The 16,576-nt window shown below is 72.7% G+C and carries 15 protein-coding genes; 13 read left to right on the top strand and 2 right to left on the bottom strand.

Translation table 11 applies throughout. From position 1 onward, the window contains the following. Positions 1–3 precede the first annotated feature (3 nt). The 12 genes from pheT to AB0I60_RS34880 all read left to right on the top strand — a co-directional run bounded on the left by pheT (position 4) and on the right by AB0I60_RS34880 (position 13,568). Positions 4–2,481 (top strand): phenylalanine--tRNA ligase subunit beta, encoded by a 2,478-nt coding sequence (gene pheT / locus AB0I60_RS34935; RefSeq protein ID WP_360737859.1) that lies wholly within the window; start codon positions 4–6, stop codon positions 2,479–2,481. 328 nt (positions 2,482–2,809) lie between these two features. Further along, positions 2,810–3,286, top strand: coding sequence for a hypothetical protein (locus AB0I60_RS34930; protein ID WP_360737856.1), 477 nt, complete (start codon positions 2,810–2,812; stop codon positions 3,284–3,286). A 79-nt stretch (positions 3,287–3,365) separates the two neighbouring features. After that, positions 3,366–4,778 (top strand): Si-specific NAD(P)(+) transhydrogenase, encoded by a 1,413-nt coding sequence (gene sthA / locus AB0I60_RS34925; protein ID WP_360737854.1) that lies wholly within the window; start codon positions 3,366–3,368, stop codon positions 4,776–4,778. 70 nt (positions 4,779–4,848) lie between these two features. Further along, positions 4,849–5,571, top strand: a complete 723-nt coding sequence (locus AB0I60_RS34920) for a class I SAM-dependent methyltransferase (RefSeq protein ID WP_360737852.1) — start codon at positions 4,849–4,851, stop codon at positions 5,569–5,571. A 175-nt stretch (positions 5,572–5,746) separates the two neighbouring features. Then, positions 5,747–6,769 (top strand): N-acetyl-gamma-glutamyl-phosphate reductase, encoded by a 1,023-nt coding sequence (argC, locus tag AB0I60_RS34915; protein WP_360737850.1) that lies wholly within the window; start codon positions 5,747–5,749, stop codon positions 6,767–6,769. Further along, a complete protein-coding gene (gene argJ / locus AB0I60_RS34910; protein ID WP_360737848.1) occupies positions 6,766–7,974 on the top strand; it encodes a bifunctional glutamate N-acetyltransferase/amino-acid acetyltransferase ArgJ in 1,209 nt (402 codons plus the stop codon). Before argC ends, argJ begins: the two co-directional genes overlap by 4 nt. Further along, positions 7,971–8,870, top strand: a complete 900-nt coding sequence (gene argB, locus AB0I60_RS34905) for an acetylglutamate kinase (protein ID WP_360737845.1) — start codon at positions 7,971–7,973, stop codon at positions 8,868–8,870. The genes argJ and argB overlap by 4 nt, the downstream gene beginning before the upstream one ends. Then, positions 8,867–10,036 carry an acetylornithine transaminase gene (locus AB0I60_RS34900; protein ID WP_360737843.1) on the top strand — a complete coding sequence of 390 codons (1,170 nt, stop codon included), beginning with the start codon at positions 8,867–8,869 and terminating at the stop codon, positions 10,034–10,036. Before argB ends, AB0I60_RS34900 begins: the two co-directional genes overlap by 4 nt. Beyond that, a complete protein-coding gene (gene argF / locus AB0I60_RS34895) occupies positions 10,036–10,962 on the top strand; it encodes an ornithine carbamoyltransferase (protein WP_360737841.1) in 927 nt (308 codons plus the stop codon). The genes AB0I60_RS34900 and argF overlap by 1 nt, the downstream gene beginning before the upstream one ends. Further along, positions 10,959–11,450, top strand: coding sequence for an arginine repressor (locus AB0I60_RS34890; protein WP_360737839.1), 492 nt, complete (start codon positions 10,959–10,961; stop codon positions 11,448–11,450). Before argF ends, AB0I60_RS34890 begins: the two co-directional genes overlap by 4 nt. A 122-nt stretch (positions 11,451–11,572) precedes the next feature. Further along, on the top strand, positions 11,573–12,964 hold the full coding sequence (gene argH / locus AB0I60_RS34885) for an argininosuccinate lyase (protein WP_360737836.1): 1,392 nt from the start codon (positions 11,573–11,575) through the stop codon (positions 12,962–12,964). Then, positions 12,957–13,568, top strand: a complete 612-nt coding sequence (locus AB0I60_RS34880) for a DNA-3-methyladenine glycosylase (RefSeq protein WP_360737834.1) — start codon at positions 12,957–12,959, stop codon at positions 13,566–13,568. The genes argH and AB0I60_RS34880 overlap by 8 nt, the downstream gene beginning before the upstream one ends. Before the next feature lie 41 nt (positions 13,569–13,609). On the opposite strand, the gene AB0I60_RS34875 is transcribed toward AB0I60_RS34880, so the two are convergent. Together AB0I60_RS34875 and AB0I60_RS34870 are read right to left on the bottom strand one after the other, a co-directional pair. Then, the gene (locus AB0I60_RS34875; RefSeq protein WP_360737832.1) at positions 13,610–14,131 is read right to left on the bottom strand and encodes an EF-hand domain-containing protein; all 522 of its coding nucleotides are present in this window, start codon (positions 14,129–14,131) and stop codon (positions 13,610–13,612) included. Positions 14,132–14,225: 94 nt separating this feature from the next. Then, entirely contained in the window at positions 14,226–14,684 is a 459-nt protein-coding gene (locus AB0I60_RS34870) for a hypothetical protein (protein ID WP_360737830.1), read from the bottom strand. 165 nt (positions 14,685–14,849) lie between these two features. Between AB0I60_RS34870 and tyrS the strand changes: the two genes are divergently transcribed. Next, a complete protein-coding gene (tyrS, locus tag AB0I60_RS34865) occupies positions 14,850–16,124 on the top strand; it encodes a tyrosine--tRNA ligase (RefSeq protein ID WP_360737828.1) in 1,275 nt (424 codons plus the stop codon). Positions 16,125–16,576: the final 452 nt, after the last annotated feature.

The raw sequence follows: 16,576 nt of genomic DNA, 5'->3' as shown, positions 1-16,576 counted from the left end.
CCGGTGCGCATTCCGGTTACCTGGCTGGTCGAGCACCTGGAGTTCCCGGAGCTGCCGACGCCGGAAGCGATCGCCGAGGCGTTCGTGCGGATCGGCCTGGAGGTGGAGGACGTCCACACCCTCGGCACCGTCACCGGGCCGCTCGTCGCGGGCCGCGTGGTGGAGATCGAGGAGCTGGCGGAGTTCAAGAAGCCGATCCGGTACTGCCGGGTCGAGGTCGGCCCCGACCAGGTCAACAACGTCATCTGCGGCGCGCGGAACTTCGTGGAGGGCGACACCGTCGTGGTGGCGCTGCCCGGCGCGGTGCTGCCCGGTGACTTCGCGATCGCGGAGCGCAAGACCTACGGCCGGATCAGCCAGGGCATGATCTGCTCGGCCCGCGAGCTGGGCCTGGGCGACGACCACGCCGGCATCCTGGTGCTGCCCAGCGGCACCGCGCAGCCCGGCGACGACGCCGTGGAGCTGCTGGGCCTGGGCGACACCGTGATCGAGCTGGCGCCCACCCCCGACCGGGGCTACGCGTTCTCGGTGCGCGGCCTGGCCCGCGAGATCGCGTGCGCGTTCGACGTGCCGTTCGGCGACCCCGGCCTGGCCGAGGTGCCCGAGGGCGAGGGCGACGTGCTGCCCGTGCACATCGAGGACCCGGCCGCGTGCTCCCGGTTCGTGGCGCGGCGCGTCACGGGCGTGGACCCGACCGCGCCCACGCCGTGGTGGATGCGCCGGCGGCTGATGCTCGCGGGCATCCGGTCCATCTCGCTGCCGGTCGACGTCACCAACTACGTGATGCTGGAGCTGGGCCAGCCGCTGCACGCGTTCGACGCCTCGGCGGTCAAGGGCGGGCTCGTGGTCCGGCGGGCCGTCGCGGGCGAGAAGCTCACCACGCTGGACGAGTCGGTGCGCGCGCTGGACCCCGACGACGTCGTGATCGCCGACGACAGCGGCGTGATCTCGCTGGCCGGCGTGATGGGCGGCGCGTCCACCGAGGTCCGCGACACCAGCACGGACATCCTGCTGGAGGCCGCGAACTGGGACCCGAAGTCGATCGCGCGGACCGTGCGGCGGCACAAGCTGCCCTCCGAGGCGGCCAAGCGGTTCGAGCGGACCGTGGACCCGGCGCTGGCGCCGGTCGCGCTGGAGCGCGCCGCGCGGCTGCTGCACCTGTTCGCCGAGGGCAGCATCAAGCCGGGCCGCACGGACGTGGGCACGCCCGCGCTGCCGACGCCGGTGACCATGCCGATCGACCTGCCCGACCGGGTGGCGGGCGTGCGGTACGCGCGCGGCGTCACGGCCCGCCGGCTCGGCCAGATCGGCTGCCTGGTGGAGGTCACCACGGGTGACGACGGCACGACCCTGGTCACGGCCGTGCCGCCGACCTGGCGGTCCGACCTCGCCCAGCCCGCCGACCTGGTGGAGGAGGTGCTGCGGCTGGAGGGCTACGACACGATCCCGTCCACGCTGCCGCCCGCGCCCGCCGGTCGCGGCCTGACCGAGCGGCAGCGGCGTCGCCGGACGGTGTCCCGCGCGCTCGCCGAGAACGGGTTCGTCGAGGTCAAGCCGTTCCCGTTCGTGTCGCCGGCGGTGTTCGACCAGCTCGGCCTGCCGGCCGACGACGTGCGCCGCCGGACGGTGAGCGTGCTCAACCCGCTGGAGTCCGACAAGCACGCGCTGGCCACCACGCTGGTGCCGGGGCTGCTGGAGACCGTGCAGCGCAACCTGGCGCGCGGCGCGAAGGACGTGGCGCTGTACGCGGTCGCGCAGGTGACCCTGCCGCGCGCGCAGCCGGTCCCGGTCCCGGAGGTGGGCATCGGCGAGCGGCCGTCGGCCGAGGTGGTGGCGTCGCTGGACGCCGCGCTGCCGCAGCAGCCGGTGCACGTGGCCGGCGTCCTGGCGGGCCGGCGCGAGGCGGCCGGCTGGTGGGGCAAGGGCCGCGCGGCGGACTGGGCGGACGCGGTGCAGGCCGCGCGGCTGGTCGGCGCGGCGTACGGCGTGGAGCTGACCGCCGTGGCGTCGGACCTGGCGCCGTGGCACCCTGGGCGGTGCGCGGAGCTGCGGGTCGGCGACTGGCCGGTGGGCCACGCCGGCGAGCTGCACCCGAAGGTGGTCGAGGCGCTCGACCTGCCCAAGCGGGCGGTCGCGTTCGAACTCGACCTGGACGCGCTGCCGCTGGCCGACCGGCGGCCCGCGCCGGTCGTGTCGCCGTACCCGCCGGTGCTGCTGGACGTGGCCGTGGTGGTGGACGCGGCGGTGCCGGCCGAGGAGGTGGCGCGGGCGCTGCGGTCCGGTGGCGGCGAGCTGCTGGAGGACCTGCGGCTGTTCGACGTCTACAGCGGGGACCAGGTCGGCGGGGGCAAGCGCTCGCTGGCGTACGCGCTGCGGTTCCGCGCGGCGGACCGGACGCTGACCGTCGAGGAGGCCACGGCGGCGCGCGACGCGGCCGTTGCCGAGGCCGCAGAGCGGTTCGGCGCGGCGCTGAGAGCCTGACGCACAGTCCCGGGCCCGCACTGGTGCGGGCCCGGGATTGGTCCGGCCGAGTGAAGCTCCGGCCGGCCGGCCAACGGTGAACGTGCAGTTCAGGGCACTCGGAGTGACCTGTCAAGGGGTCTTTGGACCTGTGTTTCCGGGTCTGCTTGGTTCTTGCGCTGAGGTTGAACGTTCTCCAAGATTGGTGCTTCGGCCCGTGGGGTCGAGGGGCGAAGCGATGAACCGCCGGGCGAGTCTGGTCGCCGGTCCGGCGGGGAGCTAGCGGCGAACCCACCGCCTGATGCAGCAGTCGTAGCGAGGTTGCCTCATGCGTAGCTTGGGACCACGGATGGAAGTCGCGGTCGCGATGTCCATCCTGGGGGTAGGGGCCGCAGTGGTGGCCGCCATGCACCTGACCTGGCCCGAGCCCGAGCTGCCCGCCATGGCGTACGCGGTCAGCAACGGCGAGGCGGGCGTCGCCGACCTCCAGCCGTTCGAGATCGACGACATCTCCGGCGCACCGGTCGAGCTGACCCCCGGCACCGAGGGGTCGCGCCGGGTGCGGCTGTCCAACCCCAACACCGTCGACATCGTGGTGACGACCCTGGAGGCGCTGCCCGGCCAGCCGCTGGACGCCGCGCACAACCGGGTCGTGGACTGCCCGTCCGGGGTGCTGTCCGTGGTGCCGATGGCGCAGCCGGTGCTCATCCCGCCGGCCGGGTCGGTCGAGGTGGACATGGTCGTGCAGATCTCGCCGGACGTGCCGCCGGCGTGCAAGGACTCGGTCTTCCCGCTCACCTACACGGGCCGCGCGGCCCGGGGCTGAGCGGTCTTCGCCGGACGGCCACCGCGCGTCCGCCCGGTGCACCGCCCCGGGCCGGCCCCGGTGTGACACGCTGCGGGGCATGAGCGAGTACGACTACGACCTGCTCGTCATCGGATCCGGTCCGGGCGGGCAGAAGGCGGCCATCGCGGGCGCGAAGCTCGGCAAGCGGGTCGCCATCGTGGACAAGGCGGACATGGTCGGCGGGGTGTGCGCGAACACCGGCACCATCCCGTCCAAGACGCTGCGGGAAGCCGTGATGTTCCTGACCGGCATGAGCCAGCGCGAGCTCTACGGCGCGGACTACCGGGTGAAGAAGGACATCACCATCTCCGACCTGCTCGCCCGCACCCGGCACGTGATCGGCCGGGAGGTCCAGGTCGTGCGGGCGCAGTTGCACCGCAACCACATCGACCTGCTCACCGGAACCGCGCGGTTCGTCGACCCGCACACGGTGTCCGTGCAGGGCGCGCACCGGGGCGAGCACCACTCGGTCAGCGCGGAGAAGGTCGTGATCGCCACCGGCACCCGGCCGGCGCGGCCCCCGCAGGTCGACTTCGACGAGGAGCGGGTGCTCGACTCGGACGAGGTGCTCGCGCTGGAGGAGATCCCGTCCTCGCTCGTGGTGGTGGGCGCGGGGGTGATCGGCATCGAGTACGCGTCGATGTTCGCGGCCCTGGGCAGCCGGGTGACCGTGGTCGAGCAGCGGGAGCGGATGCTGGAGTTCTGCGACCCGGAGATCGTGGAGTCGCTGAAGTTCCACCTGCGCGACCAGGCGGTGACGTTCCGGTTCGGCGAGAAGGTGGTCGACGTCAAGGTGTCCGACAGCGGCACGGTGACGACGCTGGCCAGCGGCAAGCGCATCCCGGCCGCCGCCGTCATGTACTCGGCGGGCCGGCAGGGCTCGACCGAGGAGCTGGACCTGGGTGCGGCCGGCCTGTCCGCCGACCACCGGGGCCGGCTCTCGGTGGATGAGCACTACCGCACGCCGGTCGAGCACATCTACGCGGTCGGCGACGTGATCGGCTTCCCGGCGCTGGCCGCCACGTCGATGGACCAGGGCCGGCTCGCGGCGTACCACGCGTTCGGCGAGTCTGCGCGCGAGCTGGCCGCGTTGCAGCCGATCGGCATCTACACGATCCCGGAGATCTCCTACTGCGGTGCGACGGAGGCCGAGTTGACGTCGTCGGCGGTGCCTTACGAGGTCGGTTTGGCGCGTTATCGGGAGCTGGCGCGCGGCCAGATCGTCGGCGACGCCTACGGGATGCTGAAGCTCTTGGTGTCCACGGTGGACCGCAAGCTGCTGGGCGTGCACCTGTTCGGCACGGGCGCCACCGACCTGGTCCACATCGGACAGGCCGTGATGGCGTGCGGCGGCACGGTGGACTACCTGGTGGACACGGTGTTCAACTACCCGACGCTGTCCGAGGCGTACAAGGTCGCCGCGCTGGACGTCACGAACAAGATCCGCGCCCTGGACCGCTTCGGCGGGTGACCCGCCGGCAGCCCGCGTCGCGCCGGTAATCGGGTCGACGCGGGCGGGCGGCGTTCGCCAGGGTCGGGGGATGGTCGACCGACTCTTCGCTGATCCCCACCTGGCCTCGCTCTACGACGAGCTGTGCGCCGGCCGCCCGGACTTCGCCTTCTACCTGCCGCTGGTGCGCTCCGCCCGCGCGGTCCTCGACGTCGGCTGCGGCACGGGCGAGCTGCTGCGGCTGGCCCGCGCCGCCGGCCACCCCGGGCGGCTGTGCGGCCTGGACCCCGCCGAGGGGATGCTCGCCCGAGCCCGCGCCCGCGCGGACGTCGAGTGGGTGCTCGGCGACCTCGCCACCACCTCGTGGGACCGCGAGTTCGACCTCGTGGTGATGACCGGGCACGCGTTCCAGGTCTACCTCACCGACGACGAGGTCCGCACGGCGCTGCGGGCCATCCGCGCGGCGCTCGCGGACGGGGGCCGGTTCGTCTTCGAGACCCGCAACCCGGCCGCCCGCGCGTGGGAGCGGTGGACGCCGGAGCACGCGGTCGACGTCGTCGCCGGCGGCCGGACGGTGCGGGTGACGACCGAGGTGCGCGAGGTGGCGGGCGACCTGGTCGCGTTCACCCAGTCCTACGCCGCGCCGGGCTGGTCCGACGAGAGCCGCAGCACGCTGAGGTTCCTCGACGTCGACCGGCTGGACGCGCTGCTGGCCGAGGCGGGCCTGCGGCCGGCCGCCCGGTACGGCGACTGGGCCGGCGGCGGGTTCACGGCGGGGAGCCCGGAGGTGATCACGGTCGCGGTGCCCGGCTGACCCGGGCCGGGCGGCGCCCGGAGCCTCGCGGCGGCCCGCCGGCCGACTTACGATGACCGGGGGAGCACGTGAAGAACGCTCTCCTTTCGTGAAGCCGAAGTCCGGTCGCCACCGGGTGTGGTCTGGCCGACAAAGCGCTTTGAGTGACGATGCACTTGCGTGCATACTTATCCGCATGACGGTACGGATCGCGGTCGCCGGAGCCAGCGGGTACGCCGGGGGCGAGCTGCTGCGCCTCCTGCTCGGCCACCCGGACGTGGAGATCGGCGCGCTGACCGCCGGCGGCAACGCGGGCACCCCGCTGCTCGCCCACCAGCCGCACCTGCTCCCGCTCGCCGACCGCACCCTCGCCGAGACGACCGCCGGGACGCTCGCCGGCCACGACGTCGTCTTCCTGGCCCTGCCGCACGGCCACTCGGCCGCGATCGCCGCCGAACTCGGCGACGACACCCTGGTGGTCGACTGCGGCGCGGACCACCGGCTCGCCGACCCCGCCGCCTGGCAGCGCTGGTACGGCGGCGCGCACGCCGGGAGCTGGCCCTACGGCCTGCCCGAGCTGCCCGGCCACCGCGACCGGCTGCGCACCGCCCGGCGGGTCGCCGTCCCCGGCTGCTACCCGACGGTGTCCTCCCTCGCCCTCGCGCCCGCCATGGGCCTGGTCGAGCCGGAGGTGACCGTGGTCGCGGTGTCCGGCACGTCCGGCGCGGGCAAGTCGCTCAAGCCGAACCTGCTCGGGTCCGAGGTGATGGGCTCGCTGAGCGCCTACGGCGTCGGCGGCGCCCACCGGCACACCCCCGAGATCACCCAGAACCTCTCCGGGGTCGCCGGCGGACCCGTGAAGGTGTCGTTCACGCCCGTCCTCGCGCCCCTCCCGCGCGGCATCCTGGCCACCTGCTCGGCCACGCTCGTCGCCGGCACCCCCGCCGCCGACGTGCGCGCGGCCTACGAGAAGGCGTACGCGGACGAGCCGTTCGTGCACCTGCTGCCGGAAGGCCACTGGCCGACCACGGGCGCGGTGCTCGGCTCGAACGCGGTGCAGCTCCAGGTCACCGTGGACACCGACCTCGACCGACTGGTGGTCGTCGCCGCGGTGGACAACCTGGCGAAGGGCACCGCAGGCGCTGCGGTGCAGTGCATGAACCTCGCACTCGGCCTGCCGGAGACCACCGGCCTGTCCACCGTTGGAGTAGCCCCGTGACCACCGAGAACGGCCCCGCACCCGCGCAGAGCCCGACCCGCGACCGAGGCGTGACCGGGCCGAAGGGCTTCCGGGCCGCAGGGGTCGCCGCCGGCATCAAGGAGTCCGGCGCGCTCGACCTGGCGCTGGTCGTCAACGAGGGGCCGGGCCAGGCGGCGGCCGGCGTGTTCACCACGAACCAGGTGAAGGCCGCGCCCGTCCTGTGGTCCCAGCAGGTGCTCAAGGAGCGCAAGCTCACCGCCGTCGTGCTCAACTCGGGCGGCGCGAACGCGTGCACCGGGCCCGAGGGCTTCCAGGACACCCACGCCACCGCCGAGAAGGCAGCCGAGGTGCTCGGCGTCGGCGCGATCGAGGTCGCCGTGTGCTCCACCGGCCTGATCGGCGAGCGCCTGCCGATGGACAACCTGAAGGCCGGTGTGGAACTGGCCGCCAAGGAGTTGGCGGGCACCGACCGCGCCGGCCTCGACGCCGCCACCGCCGTGATGACCACCGACACCCACCCCAAGCAGGCGTGGGCCGCGCACCCGGACGGCTGGTCGGTCGGCGGGTTCGTGAAGGGCGCGGGGATGCTCGCCCCGAACATGGCCACCATGCTCAGCGTCATCACCACCGACGCGGTGGTCGACGGCGACACGCTGGACCAGGCGCTGCGCGCGACCACCGCCCGCACCTACGACCGGCTCGACGTCGACGGCGGCACCTCCACCAACGACACCGTGCTGGTGCTCGCCTCCGGCGCGTCCGGCGTCGCACCGACCCCGGCGGACTTCGCGGAGCTGCTCACCGCCGTGGCCGGCGACCTGGTCAAGCAGCTCCAGGGCGACGCCGAGGGCGTCACCAAGGAGATCGCGATCACCGTCACCGGCGCGGTGTCCGAGCAGGACGCGGTCACCGTCGCCAAGACCGTCGCCGAGGACAACCTCGTCAAGACCGCGCTGTTCGGCTCGGACCCGAACTGGGGCCGCGTCGCGATGGCCGTGGGCCGCTCGCAGGCCACCGTCGACCAGCACAAGCTCGGCATCACCATCAACGGCGTCACCCTGTTCGAGGACGGCCACAAGGCCGCCGACCGCGCCGAGGCCGACCTGTCCGGCCGCGACATCACCATCGCCATCGCGCTCAACCTCGGCGACGGCGAGGCGACCGTGCTCACCACCGACCTGTCGCACGCCTACGTCGAAGAGAACAGCGCCTACAGCTCATGAGCCGCAGCGCGCAGGACAAGGCCGAGGTCCTGATCGAGGCGCTGCCCTGGTTGCAGCGCTTCCGGGGCGCGACGGTCGTCGTCAAGTACGGCGGCAACGCGATGGTGGACGACCGGCTCAAGCGGGCGTTCGCGCAGGACGTGGTGTTCCTCAAGCTCGCCGGCCTGCACCCGGTCGTGGTGCACGGCGGCGGCCCGCAGATCGCCGCGATGCTCGGCAAGCTCGGCATCCGCAGCGAGTTCCGGGGCGGCCTGCGGGTCACCACCCCGGAGGCCATGGACGTCGTCCGGATGGTCCTCGTCGGCCAGGTGCAGCGCGAGCTGGTCGGCCTGGTCAACGAGCACGGGCCGCTCGCCGTCGGGCTGTCCGGCGAGGACGCCCACCTGCTCACCGCCGAGCGCCGGGGCACCGTCGTGGACGGCGAACCGGTCGACCTCGGCCTGGTCGGCGACATCGTCCGGGTGAACCCGGAGGCGGTGCTGGACATCGTGCGCGCGGGCCGCATCCCCGTGGTGTCGACGGTCGCGCCCGACGCGGCCGGCGTGGTGCACAACGTCAACGCGGACACCGCCGCCGGCGCGGTCGCCGTGGCGCTGGGAGCCCGCAAGCTCGTCATCCTCACCGACGTGGAGGGCCTGTACGCGGACTGGCCGGACCGGTCGTCGCTGCTGCACCGGATCGCGGCCGACGACCTGGAGGAGATGCTGCCCCGCCTGGACAGCGGCATGGTCCCGAAGATGGAGGCGTGCCTGCGCGCGGTGCGCGGCGGCGTGCCCGAGGCGCACGTCATCGACGGCAGGTTGGCGCACTCGGTGCTGTTGGAGGTCTTCACCTCCGACGGCGTCGGAACGATGGTGACCGCGAACGCGGCCACCGAACGGATGGGGGAGTCATGAACGACCGGCAGCGGTGGCAGGCCGCGATGATGGACAACTACGGCACCCCCGGCCTGACCCTGGTCCGAGGCGAGGGCGCCTACGTCTGGGACGTCGACGGCAACCGCTACCTCGACCTGCTCACCGGTCTCGCGGTCAACGCCCTCGGCCACGCCCACCCGGCGGTCGTCGCGGCGGTCACCGCCCAGATCGGCACGCTCGCGCACACCTCGAACCTCTACATCAACCAGCCGGCGCTGGACCTCGCCGAGCGGCTGCTCGACCTCTCCGGCGCGGACGGCGACGGGCGCGTGCTGTTCTGCAACTCCGGCGCGGAGGCCAACGAGACCGCGTTCAAGCTCAGCCGGCGCACCGGCCGCACCAAGGTGGTCGCCACCGAGGGCGGCTTCCACGGCCGCACGATGGGCGCGCTCACGCTCACCGGCCAGCCCGCCAAGCGCACCCCGTTCGAACCGCTCGTCCCCGGCGTCTCGCACGTCCCGTTCGGCGACGTCGCCGCGCTGGAGGCGGCGATCGACGGCGAGACCGCCGCGTTCTTCGTGGAGCCCATCCAGGGCGAGCAGGGCGTCGTCGTCCCGCCCGAGGGCTACCTCCAGGCGGCCCGCGAGATCACCGCCCGGCACGGCGCGCTGCTCGTCCTGGACGAGGTGCAGACCGGCGTCGGCCGGCTCGGCTCCTGGTTCGGGTTCCAGCAGGTCGGCATCGTCCCCGACGTGGTCACCCTGGCCAAGGGGCTGGGCGGCGGCCTGCCGCTGGGCGCGTGCCTGGCGTTCGGCCCGGCCAAGGACCTGTTCGGACCCGGCCACCACGGGACCACGTTCGGCGGCAACGCGGTGTGCTGCGCGGCGGGGCTCGCGGTGCTGGACACCATCGCCGCCGACGGCCTGCTGGAGCACACCGCCGCCGTCGGCAAGGAGATCGCGGCCGGCGTCGAGGCGCTGGGCCACCCGCTGGTCTCCGGGGTGCGGGGAGCCGGCCTGCTGCTCGGCATCACGCTGCGCGAGGCGGTCTCGGCGAGGGCCGCGGCAGCCGCGCAGCGGGCCGGCTACCTGGTCAACCCCGTCCAGCCCGACGTGCTGCGGCTGGCACCGCCGCTCGTCCTGGACCTGGAGGACGCGCACCGGCTGGTCGCCGACCTGCCGTCGCTGCTCGACGAGGAGTCCTGATGGTGCGCCACTTCCTGCGCGACGACGACCTGAACCCGGCCGAGCAGGCCGAGGTGCTCGACCTCGCCGACAAGCTCAAGGCCGACCGGCTCGGCCCGAAACCGCTGGCCGGGCCCCGGTCCGTCGCGGTGATCTTCGAGAAGAACTCCACCCGCACCCGGCTGTCGTTCGAGGTCGGCATCGCCCAGCTCGGCGGCAACCCGGTGATCATAGACGGCCGCTCCATGCAGCTCGGCCGCGAGGAGACCATCGAGGACACCTCCCGCATCCTGTCCGGGTACGTGGACGCGGTGGTGTGGCGGACGTTCGCGCAGAAGCGGATGGAGGCGATGGCGTCGGTCTCCCGCATCCCGGTGATCAACGCGCTGACCGACGAGTTCCACCCCTGCCAGGTGCTCGCCGACCTGCAGACCATCCGCCGGGTGCACGGCACGCTCGCCGGGCTCACCGTCACCTACCTCGGCGACGGCGCGAACAACATGTCCAACTCGATCCTGCTCGGCGGCACCACCGCCGGGATGCACGTCCGGATCGCCGCCCCGGCCCACTTCGCGCCCCAGCCGTGGGTGCTGGCCGACGCGCGCGAGCGCGCCGCCGAGACCGGCGGCAGCGTCGAGGCGATCACCGATCCCCGTGCCGCCGTCGACGGCGCGCACGTGCTGGTCACCGACACGTGGACGTCCATGGGCCAGGAGAACGACGGCCGCGACCGGGTCGGCCCGTTCCGGCCGTACCAGGTCAACGCCGACCTCGTCGCCTCCACCGGCGTCAAGACCACCGTCCTGCACTGCCTGCCCGCCCACCGGGGCTGGGAGATCACCGACGAGGTGCTCGACGGGCCCGACAGCGCCATCTGGGACGAGGCCGAGAACCGCCTGCACGCCCAGAAGGCCCTGCTGGTGTGGCTGCTGGAGCAGTCGCGATGACCCGCACCGCGCGGCAGGCCCGCATCGTCGAACTGGTCAGCCAACGCGCCATCCGCAGCCAGTCGGAACTGGCGAAGACGCTGGCCGTGGAGGGCATCGAGGTCACCCAGGCCACCCTGTCCCGGGACCTGGACGAACTCGGCGCGGTCAAGCTGCGCGGTGCCGACGGCGGAGCGCCCGTCTACGTGATCCCCGAGGACGGCAGCCCCGTCCGGGGCGTCCAGGGCGGCACGTCCCGGCTCGTGCGCGTGCTCGGCGAGCTGCTCGTCTCGGTCGACTCGTCGGGCAACCTCGCGGTCCTGCGCACCCCGCCCGGCGCGGCCCAGTTCCTGGCCAGCGCCCTCGACCGGGCCGCGCTGCAGGACATCGTCGGCACGATCGCCGGCGACGACACCATCCTGGTCGTCGCCCGCGAACCGCTGACCGGCGCGGAACTCGCGGCCCGGGTCAGCGCGCTGGCCGCCGGCGACGAGAGCGGCGGCGACTGACCACCGGCCCCGGTTCGTCCGGGGGCGGGCCGCCGCGCGCGCCGGCGACCCGTTCCACCAGACTGTGCCAAGGGCCCGTGCGGCCCGTCCGGCAAGATCGCAGCGAAGAGGGATCAGAGCAAGTGAGTTCACTTTGGGGCGGGCGGTTCGCCAGCGGACCCGCGGACGCCATGGCACTGCTGTCGGCCTCCACGCACTTCGACTGGCGGCTCGCGCCTTACGACATCAGGGGCTCCCGCGCGCACGCCCGCGTGCTCCACCGCGCCGGCCTGCTGACCACCGACGAGCTGGACCGGATGCTCGCCGCGCTGGACACCCTGCACGCCGACGTCGAGTCCGGGGCGTTCACCCCGACGCTCGCCGACGAGGACGTGCACACCGCCCTGGAACGCGGCCTCATCGAACGCGCCGGACCCGACCTCGGCGGCAAGCTCCGCGCCGGCCGGTCCCGCAACGACCAGGTCGCCACCCTCTTCCGGATGTGGCTGCGCGACGCCGCCCACCGCGTGTCCGAAGGCGTCCTGGACGTCGTGGACGCCCTCGCCGGCCAGGCCGAGGCGCACCCCACCGCCGTCATGCCCGGCCGCACCCACCTCCAGTCCGCCCAGCCCGTGCTGCTCGCCCACCACCTGCTGGCCCACGGCCAGGCGCTGCTGCGCGACGTCGAGCGCCTCAAGGACTGGGACAAGCGCGCCGCCGTCTCCCCGTACGGCTCCGGCGCGCTCGCCGGCTCGTCGCTCGGCCTCGACCCGGCCGCCGTCGCCGCCGAGCTGGGCTTCGACGCCTCGGCGGAGAACTCCATCGACGGCACCGCGTCCCGCGACTTCGCGGCCGAGATCGCGTTCGTGCTGGCCATGATCGGCGTCGACCTCTCCCGGTTCGCCGAGGAAGTCGTCATCTGGACCACCGCCGAGTTCCACTTCGCGGTGCTCGACGACGCGTGGGCCACCGGCAGCTCGATCATGCCGCAGAAGAAGAACCCCGACGTCGCCGAGCTGACCCGGGGCAAGAGCGGCCGGCTGATCGGCAACCTCACCGGCCTGCTGGCCACCCTCAAGGCCCAGCCGCTCGCCTACAACCGGGACCTCCAGGAGGACAAGGAACCCCTGTTCGACTCCGTCGAGCAGCTCGAACTCCTGCTGCCCGCGCTCACCGGCATGATCGCCACCATGCGCTTCGACACCGCGCGGATGGCCGAGGTCGCGCCCGCCGGGTTCACCCTCGCCACCGACATCGCCGAGTGGCTGGTCCGCCAGGGCGTGCCGTTCCGGGTCGCGCACGAGGCCGCCGGCGCCTGCGTCCAGGCCGCCGAGAACCGGGGCGTCGGGCTCGACGAGCTGACCGACGCCGAGTTCGCCGCCATCTCGCCCCACCTCACCCCCGAGGTGCGCGGCGTGCTGACCGTCGAGGGGTCCATCGCCTCCCGCGACGCCCACGGCGGCACCGCGCCCGACCGGGTCGCCGAACAGCTCAAGCGCCTGCGCGACCGGTCCGGCCTGGCCCGCCGTGGTTAGACAGCTCACCGAGCAGGAACTCGCGGTCGACCCCGTCGACGCCGCACGGCTCCTGCTGGGCGCGGTCGTCGAGAGCACCACACCCGACGGCGTGGTGGGCGTGCGGATCGTGGAGGTCGAGGCGTACCGGGGAGGCGACGACCCCGCGTCGCACTGCTACCGGGGCCGCACCCCGCGCAACGACGTCATGTTCGGGCCGGCTGGTCGCCTGTACGTCTACTTCGTGTACGGGATGCACTTCTGCGCGAACGTGGTGTCGCTGACCGACGGCGTGCCCGGTGCCGTGCTGCTGCGCGCGGGCGAGGTGGTGAAGGGCGAAGACCTCGCCCAGATGCGCCGGCCGTCCGCCCGCAGCACCGCCGAACTGGCCAAGGGTCCCGCGCGCCTCACCAGCGTGCTGGGCCTGGCCCGCGAGCACAACGGCACCGACCTCACCGCCGAGAACGCTGCCGTGAAGCTGTACGCGGGAGACCCCGCCACCGACATCCGCACCGGGCCGCGCGTGGGCGTGGCGGTCGCCGTGGACGTGCCCTGGCGGTTCTGGATCGACTCGCCGGCGGTCAGCACCTACCGGCGCGGCACCAGGCGCACGCGCGTCGTCTGACCCCCACGGGCCCCCGCGCACCGGGGGCCCGTGGAGACTCGTCAGACCTCGCCGAACACGTACGTGCCCGGCGCGTCCTCGTCGTCACCGGCCCAGAACTCCACCCAGTGCCGGGCGAACTCGCCCTTGGAGATGTGCCCGTCGCCGTTGACGTCCAGCCGGGCGAAGACCGCGTCCGTCGACGTCTCCGCGCCCGTCCAGGCGCGGATCATCCAGCCGTACTCCTCGGCGGAGATCTCCCCGTCGCCGTCCTGGTCCACCGCCTCGAACATGGACTCCGCCGTCGCCACCACCAGGTCCAGCATGGTGCCCAGGTTGTCGACGACGGAGAGCAGTTCGTCGAACGTGACCCTGTCGTCCCGGTTCTCGTCCGACGCCGCCTGCAGCGTCTCCCACCAGCTCATCATCAACTCGCGCAGCCGGGCCTCGCCGCTGTCGCCGCGGATCGCGGCCCAGCGTTCGGTGAGCGCCTCGAAGTCCGCCCGCTCCAGGAAACCGTCGTCGTTGGCGTCCATCGCGCGGAACACGATGGCACCCTTCCGCTTCTGCAAGTCGCTGGCCACCCGCCAAACCTGGCCGCCACGCGCGCGTACGACAATTGGCCACCGGGGCGAATTTTCCTCACCCGAGTGAATCATGTGGTGACCCTCGGTAGCGCTAGCGGACCGTCCTGCGGTACCAGACCCGCCGTTCGCCCGCCGGCAGCGCCACCCGTGTGATGAGGTTCGTCAGCACCGCACCGATCACCAGCCACAGCACCGCCGCCAGGCCGTCGTTCAGCAGCGTCCGCAGGCCGTCGCTCTCCGGCGTGAACAGGCCCCGCAGCCCCAGCGACACGCCCGCCGACCACGACTCGATCATCTGCGCGAACCCGTTGGCCTGGTTGGCACCGGCGACCACCAGGAAGATGTGCACCGCCAGCACGATGGCGAACACCCAGCAGACGACGTCGATCACCGCGCACACGACCCGCACCGTGCGCACCCTGCTGTCCCCGCGCTCCACGACCTCCTCGCGCACCGGCTGCCGCAACGGCTCACGCACCGGCTCGTGGACGGGATCGTGCACACGGTCGCGCACGGGGTCGTGCACCGGGTCGCGTACGGGCTCCGCCACAGGAGGTAAGGCTTCCGTCGGACGCTGGGCTCGACGGTCGCGGTCCGGGTACGTCATCGGCCGAGTCCTCTCAGCTAGGTGTCCCCCGACGCCATGAGCACGCCACGACTACCCGTCACCCGTGCCCGCTCAAACCGGTTCGACCTGGTGGGGGAGAATGCCCCGGTGAGTGAGCACATCCTCGACGAGCTGTCCTGGCGCGGCCTGATCGCGCAATCCACCGACCTCGACGCACTGCGCAAGGACCTCGACGCGGGTCCGCTCACCCTCTACGCCGGGTTCGACCCGACCGCGCCCAGCCTGCACGCCGGCAACCTCGTGCCGCTGCTCATGCTGCGCCGCTTCCAGCGCGCCGGGCACCGGCCCATCGTCCTGGCGGGCGGCGCGACCGGCATGATCGGCGACCCGCGCGACAGCGCCGAGCGGTCCCTCAACACCCTCGACACCGTCGCGGAGTGGGCCGGCCGCATCCGGGGCCAACTGGAGCGCTTCGTCGAGTTCGACGGCAGCGACACCGGCGCGATCGTGGTCAACAACCTCGACTGGACCGGCAACGTGTCCGTGCTGGAGTTCCTGCGCGACGTCGGCAAGCACTTCTCGGTCAACGTCATGCTCGCCCGCGAGACCGTCAAGCGGCGCCTCGAAGGCGACGGGATGTCGTACACGGAGTTCAGCTACCTGCTCCTCCAGTCGCACGACTACCTCCGCCTCAACCGCGAGTACGGCACGCGGTTGCAGGTGGGCGGCTCCGACCAGTGGGGCAACATCATCGGCGGCGTCGACCTGGTCCGGAAGGTCGACGGCAAGTCCGTGCACGCCCTCACGGCCCCGTTGGTGACCGACGCGGAGGGGCGCAAGTTCGGCAAGTCCACCGGCGGCGGCAACGTGTGGCTCGACCCCGCCATGACGTCGCCTTACGCCTGGTACCAGTACTTCGTGAACGTGGGCGATGCCGACGTGCTGCGGTACCTGCGGCTGTTCACCTTCCTCTCGCAGGAGGAGATCGCCGAGCTGGAGCGCCAGACCGTGGAGGCCCCGCACCTGCGGGCCGCGCAGAAGAAGCTGGCCGAGGAGTTCACCACCCTCGTGCACGGCGAGCGTGAGACGCGTCAGGTCGTCACCGCCAGCCAGGCCCTGTTCGGCCGGGGCGAGCTGCGCGAGCTGGACCTGTCGACGCTGGAGGCCGCGATGGCCGAGGCCCCCACCGGTGAGGTGCGCCTGGCGGACGGCCCGACGATCGTCGACCTGCTGGTCGGCTCCGGGCTGGCGGAAAGCAACGGCGCGGCGCGGCGCACCGTGAAGGAGGGCGGTGCCTACGTGAACAACGCGAAGGTGACCGACGAGGCGTGGGTGCCCGCGCAGGACGACCTGCTGCACGGGTCGTGGCTGGTCGTGCGCAGGGGCAAGCGGAACACGGCCGGCGTGCGGGTCCGAGTGTGATCGCGGTCACACTGTCGCGGGCTGACCGGGTCGGATAGCGTGGTGGTGAGCGCTGCACGGGCTGCTGACCTGCGGTTTCAGCCTGTGCAGTCGCGCTGCGCCCCCGATTTGACCTCCACGTCAGGTGCGTGTAACTTTCTCCATGTCAGCGCGGAACGGGCCGGGAAACACCGGAACGGAGTGCGACAGGGGTCACGAACCAAGCTCCCGCCAAGTGTGGTAGAGTGGGTGACCTGCGAAACGGGAAGACCCAGTCGAGGCCGGTAGATGGCCGTTGTGACCAGGGCGTCTAGTTTCACCACAAGCTTTCTGAATGCACAAGCCTCCGATCACGTCGCATCAGACGACGGGTGACGATGAGCGCGTGTTCTTTGAGAACTCAACAGCGTGCCGAATAGCCAGTAAATTTATGAACCTCGTCAAGAGGTTTCCTTTGAGATTGACTGGACAAC

The sequence above is a fragment of the Actinosynnema sp. NPDC050436 genome (assembly GCF_040655415.1).
Lineage (GTDB): Bacteria > Actinomycetota > Actinomycetes > Mycobacteriales > Pseudonocardiaceae > Actinosynnema.
Note: the sequence above shows the minus strand (reverse complement) of the source record. Positions and strands in the feature narration are given on the sequence as shown.

What these genes read in the sequence shown, in the direction of transcription:
- AB0I60_RS34930 (WP_360737856.1), top strand. Translation starts at nt 2,810, where the DNA reads ATGGAAGTCGCGGTCGCGATGTCCATCCTGGGGGTAGGGGCCGCAGTG.
- sthA (WP_360737854.1), top strand. Translation starts at nt 3,366, where the DNA reads ATGAGCGAGTACGACTACGACCTGCTCGTCATCGGATCCGGTCCGGGC.
- AB0I60_RS34920 (WP_360737852.1), top strand. Translation starts at nt 4,849, where the DNA reads ATGGTCGACCGACTCTTCGCTGATCCCCACCTGGCCTCGCTCTACGAC.
- argC (WP_360737850.1), top strand. Translation starts at nt 5,747, where the DNA reads ATGACGGTACGGATCGCGGTCGCCGGAGCCAGCGGGTACGCCGGGGGC.
- argB (WP_360737845.1), top strand. Translation starts at nt 7,971, where the DNA reads ATGAGCCGCAGCGCGCAGGACAAGGCCGAGGTCCTGATCGAGGCGCTG.
- AB0I60_RS34900 (WP_360737843.1), top strand. Translation starts at nt 8,867, where the DNA reads ATGAACGACCGGCAGCGGTGGCAGGCCGCGATGATGGACAACTACGGC.
- argF (WP_360737841.1), top strand. Translation starts at nt 10,036, where the DNA reads ATGGTGCGCCACTTCCTGCGCGACGACGACCTGAACCCGGCCGAGCAG.
- AB0I60_RS34890 (WP_360737839.1), top strand. Translation starts at nt 10,959, where the DNA reads ATGACCCGCACCGCGCGGCAGGCCCGCATCGTCGAACTGGTCAGCCAA.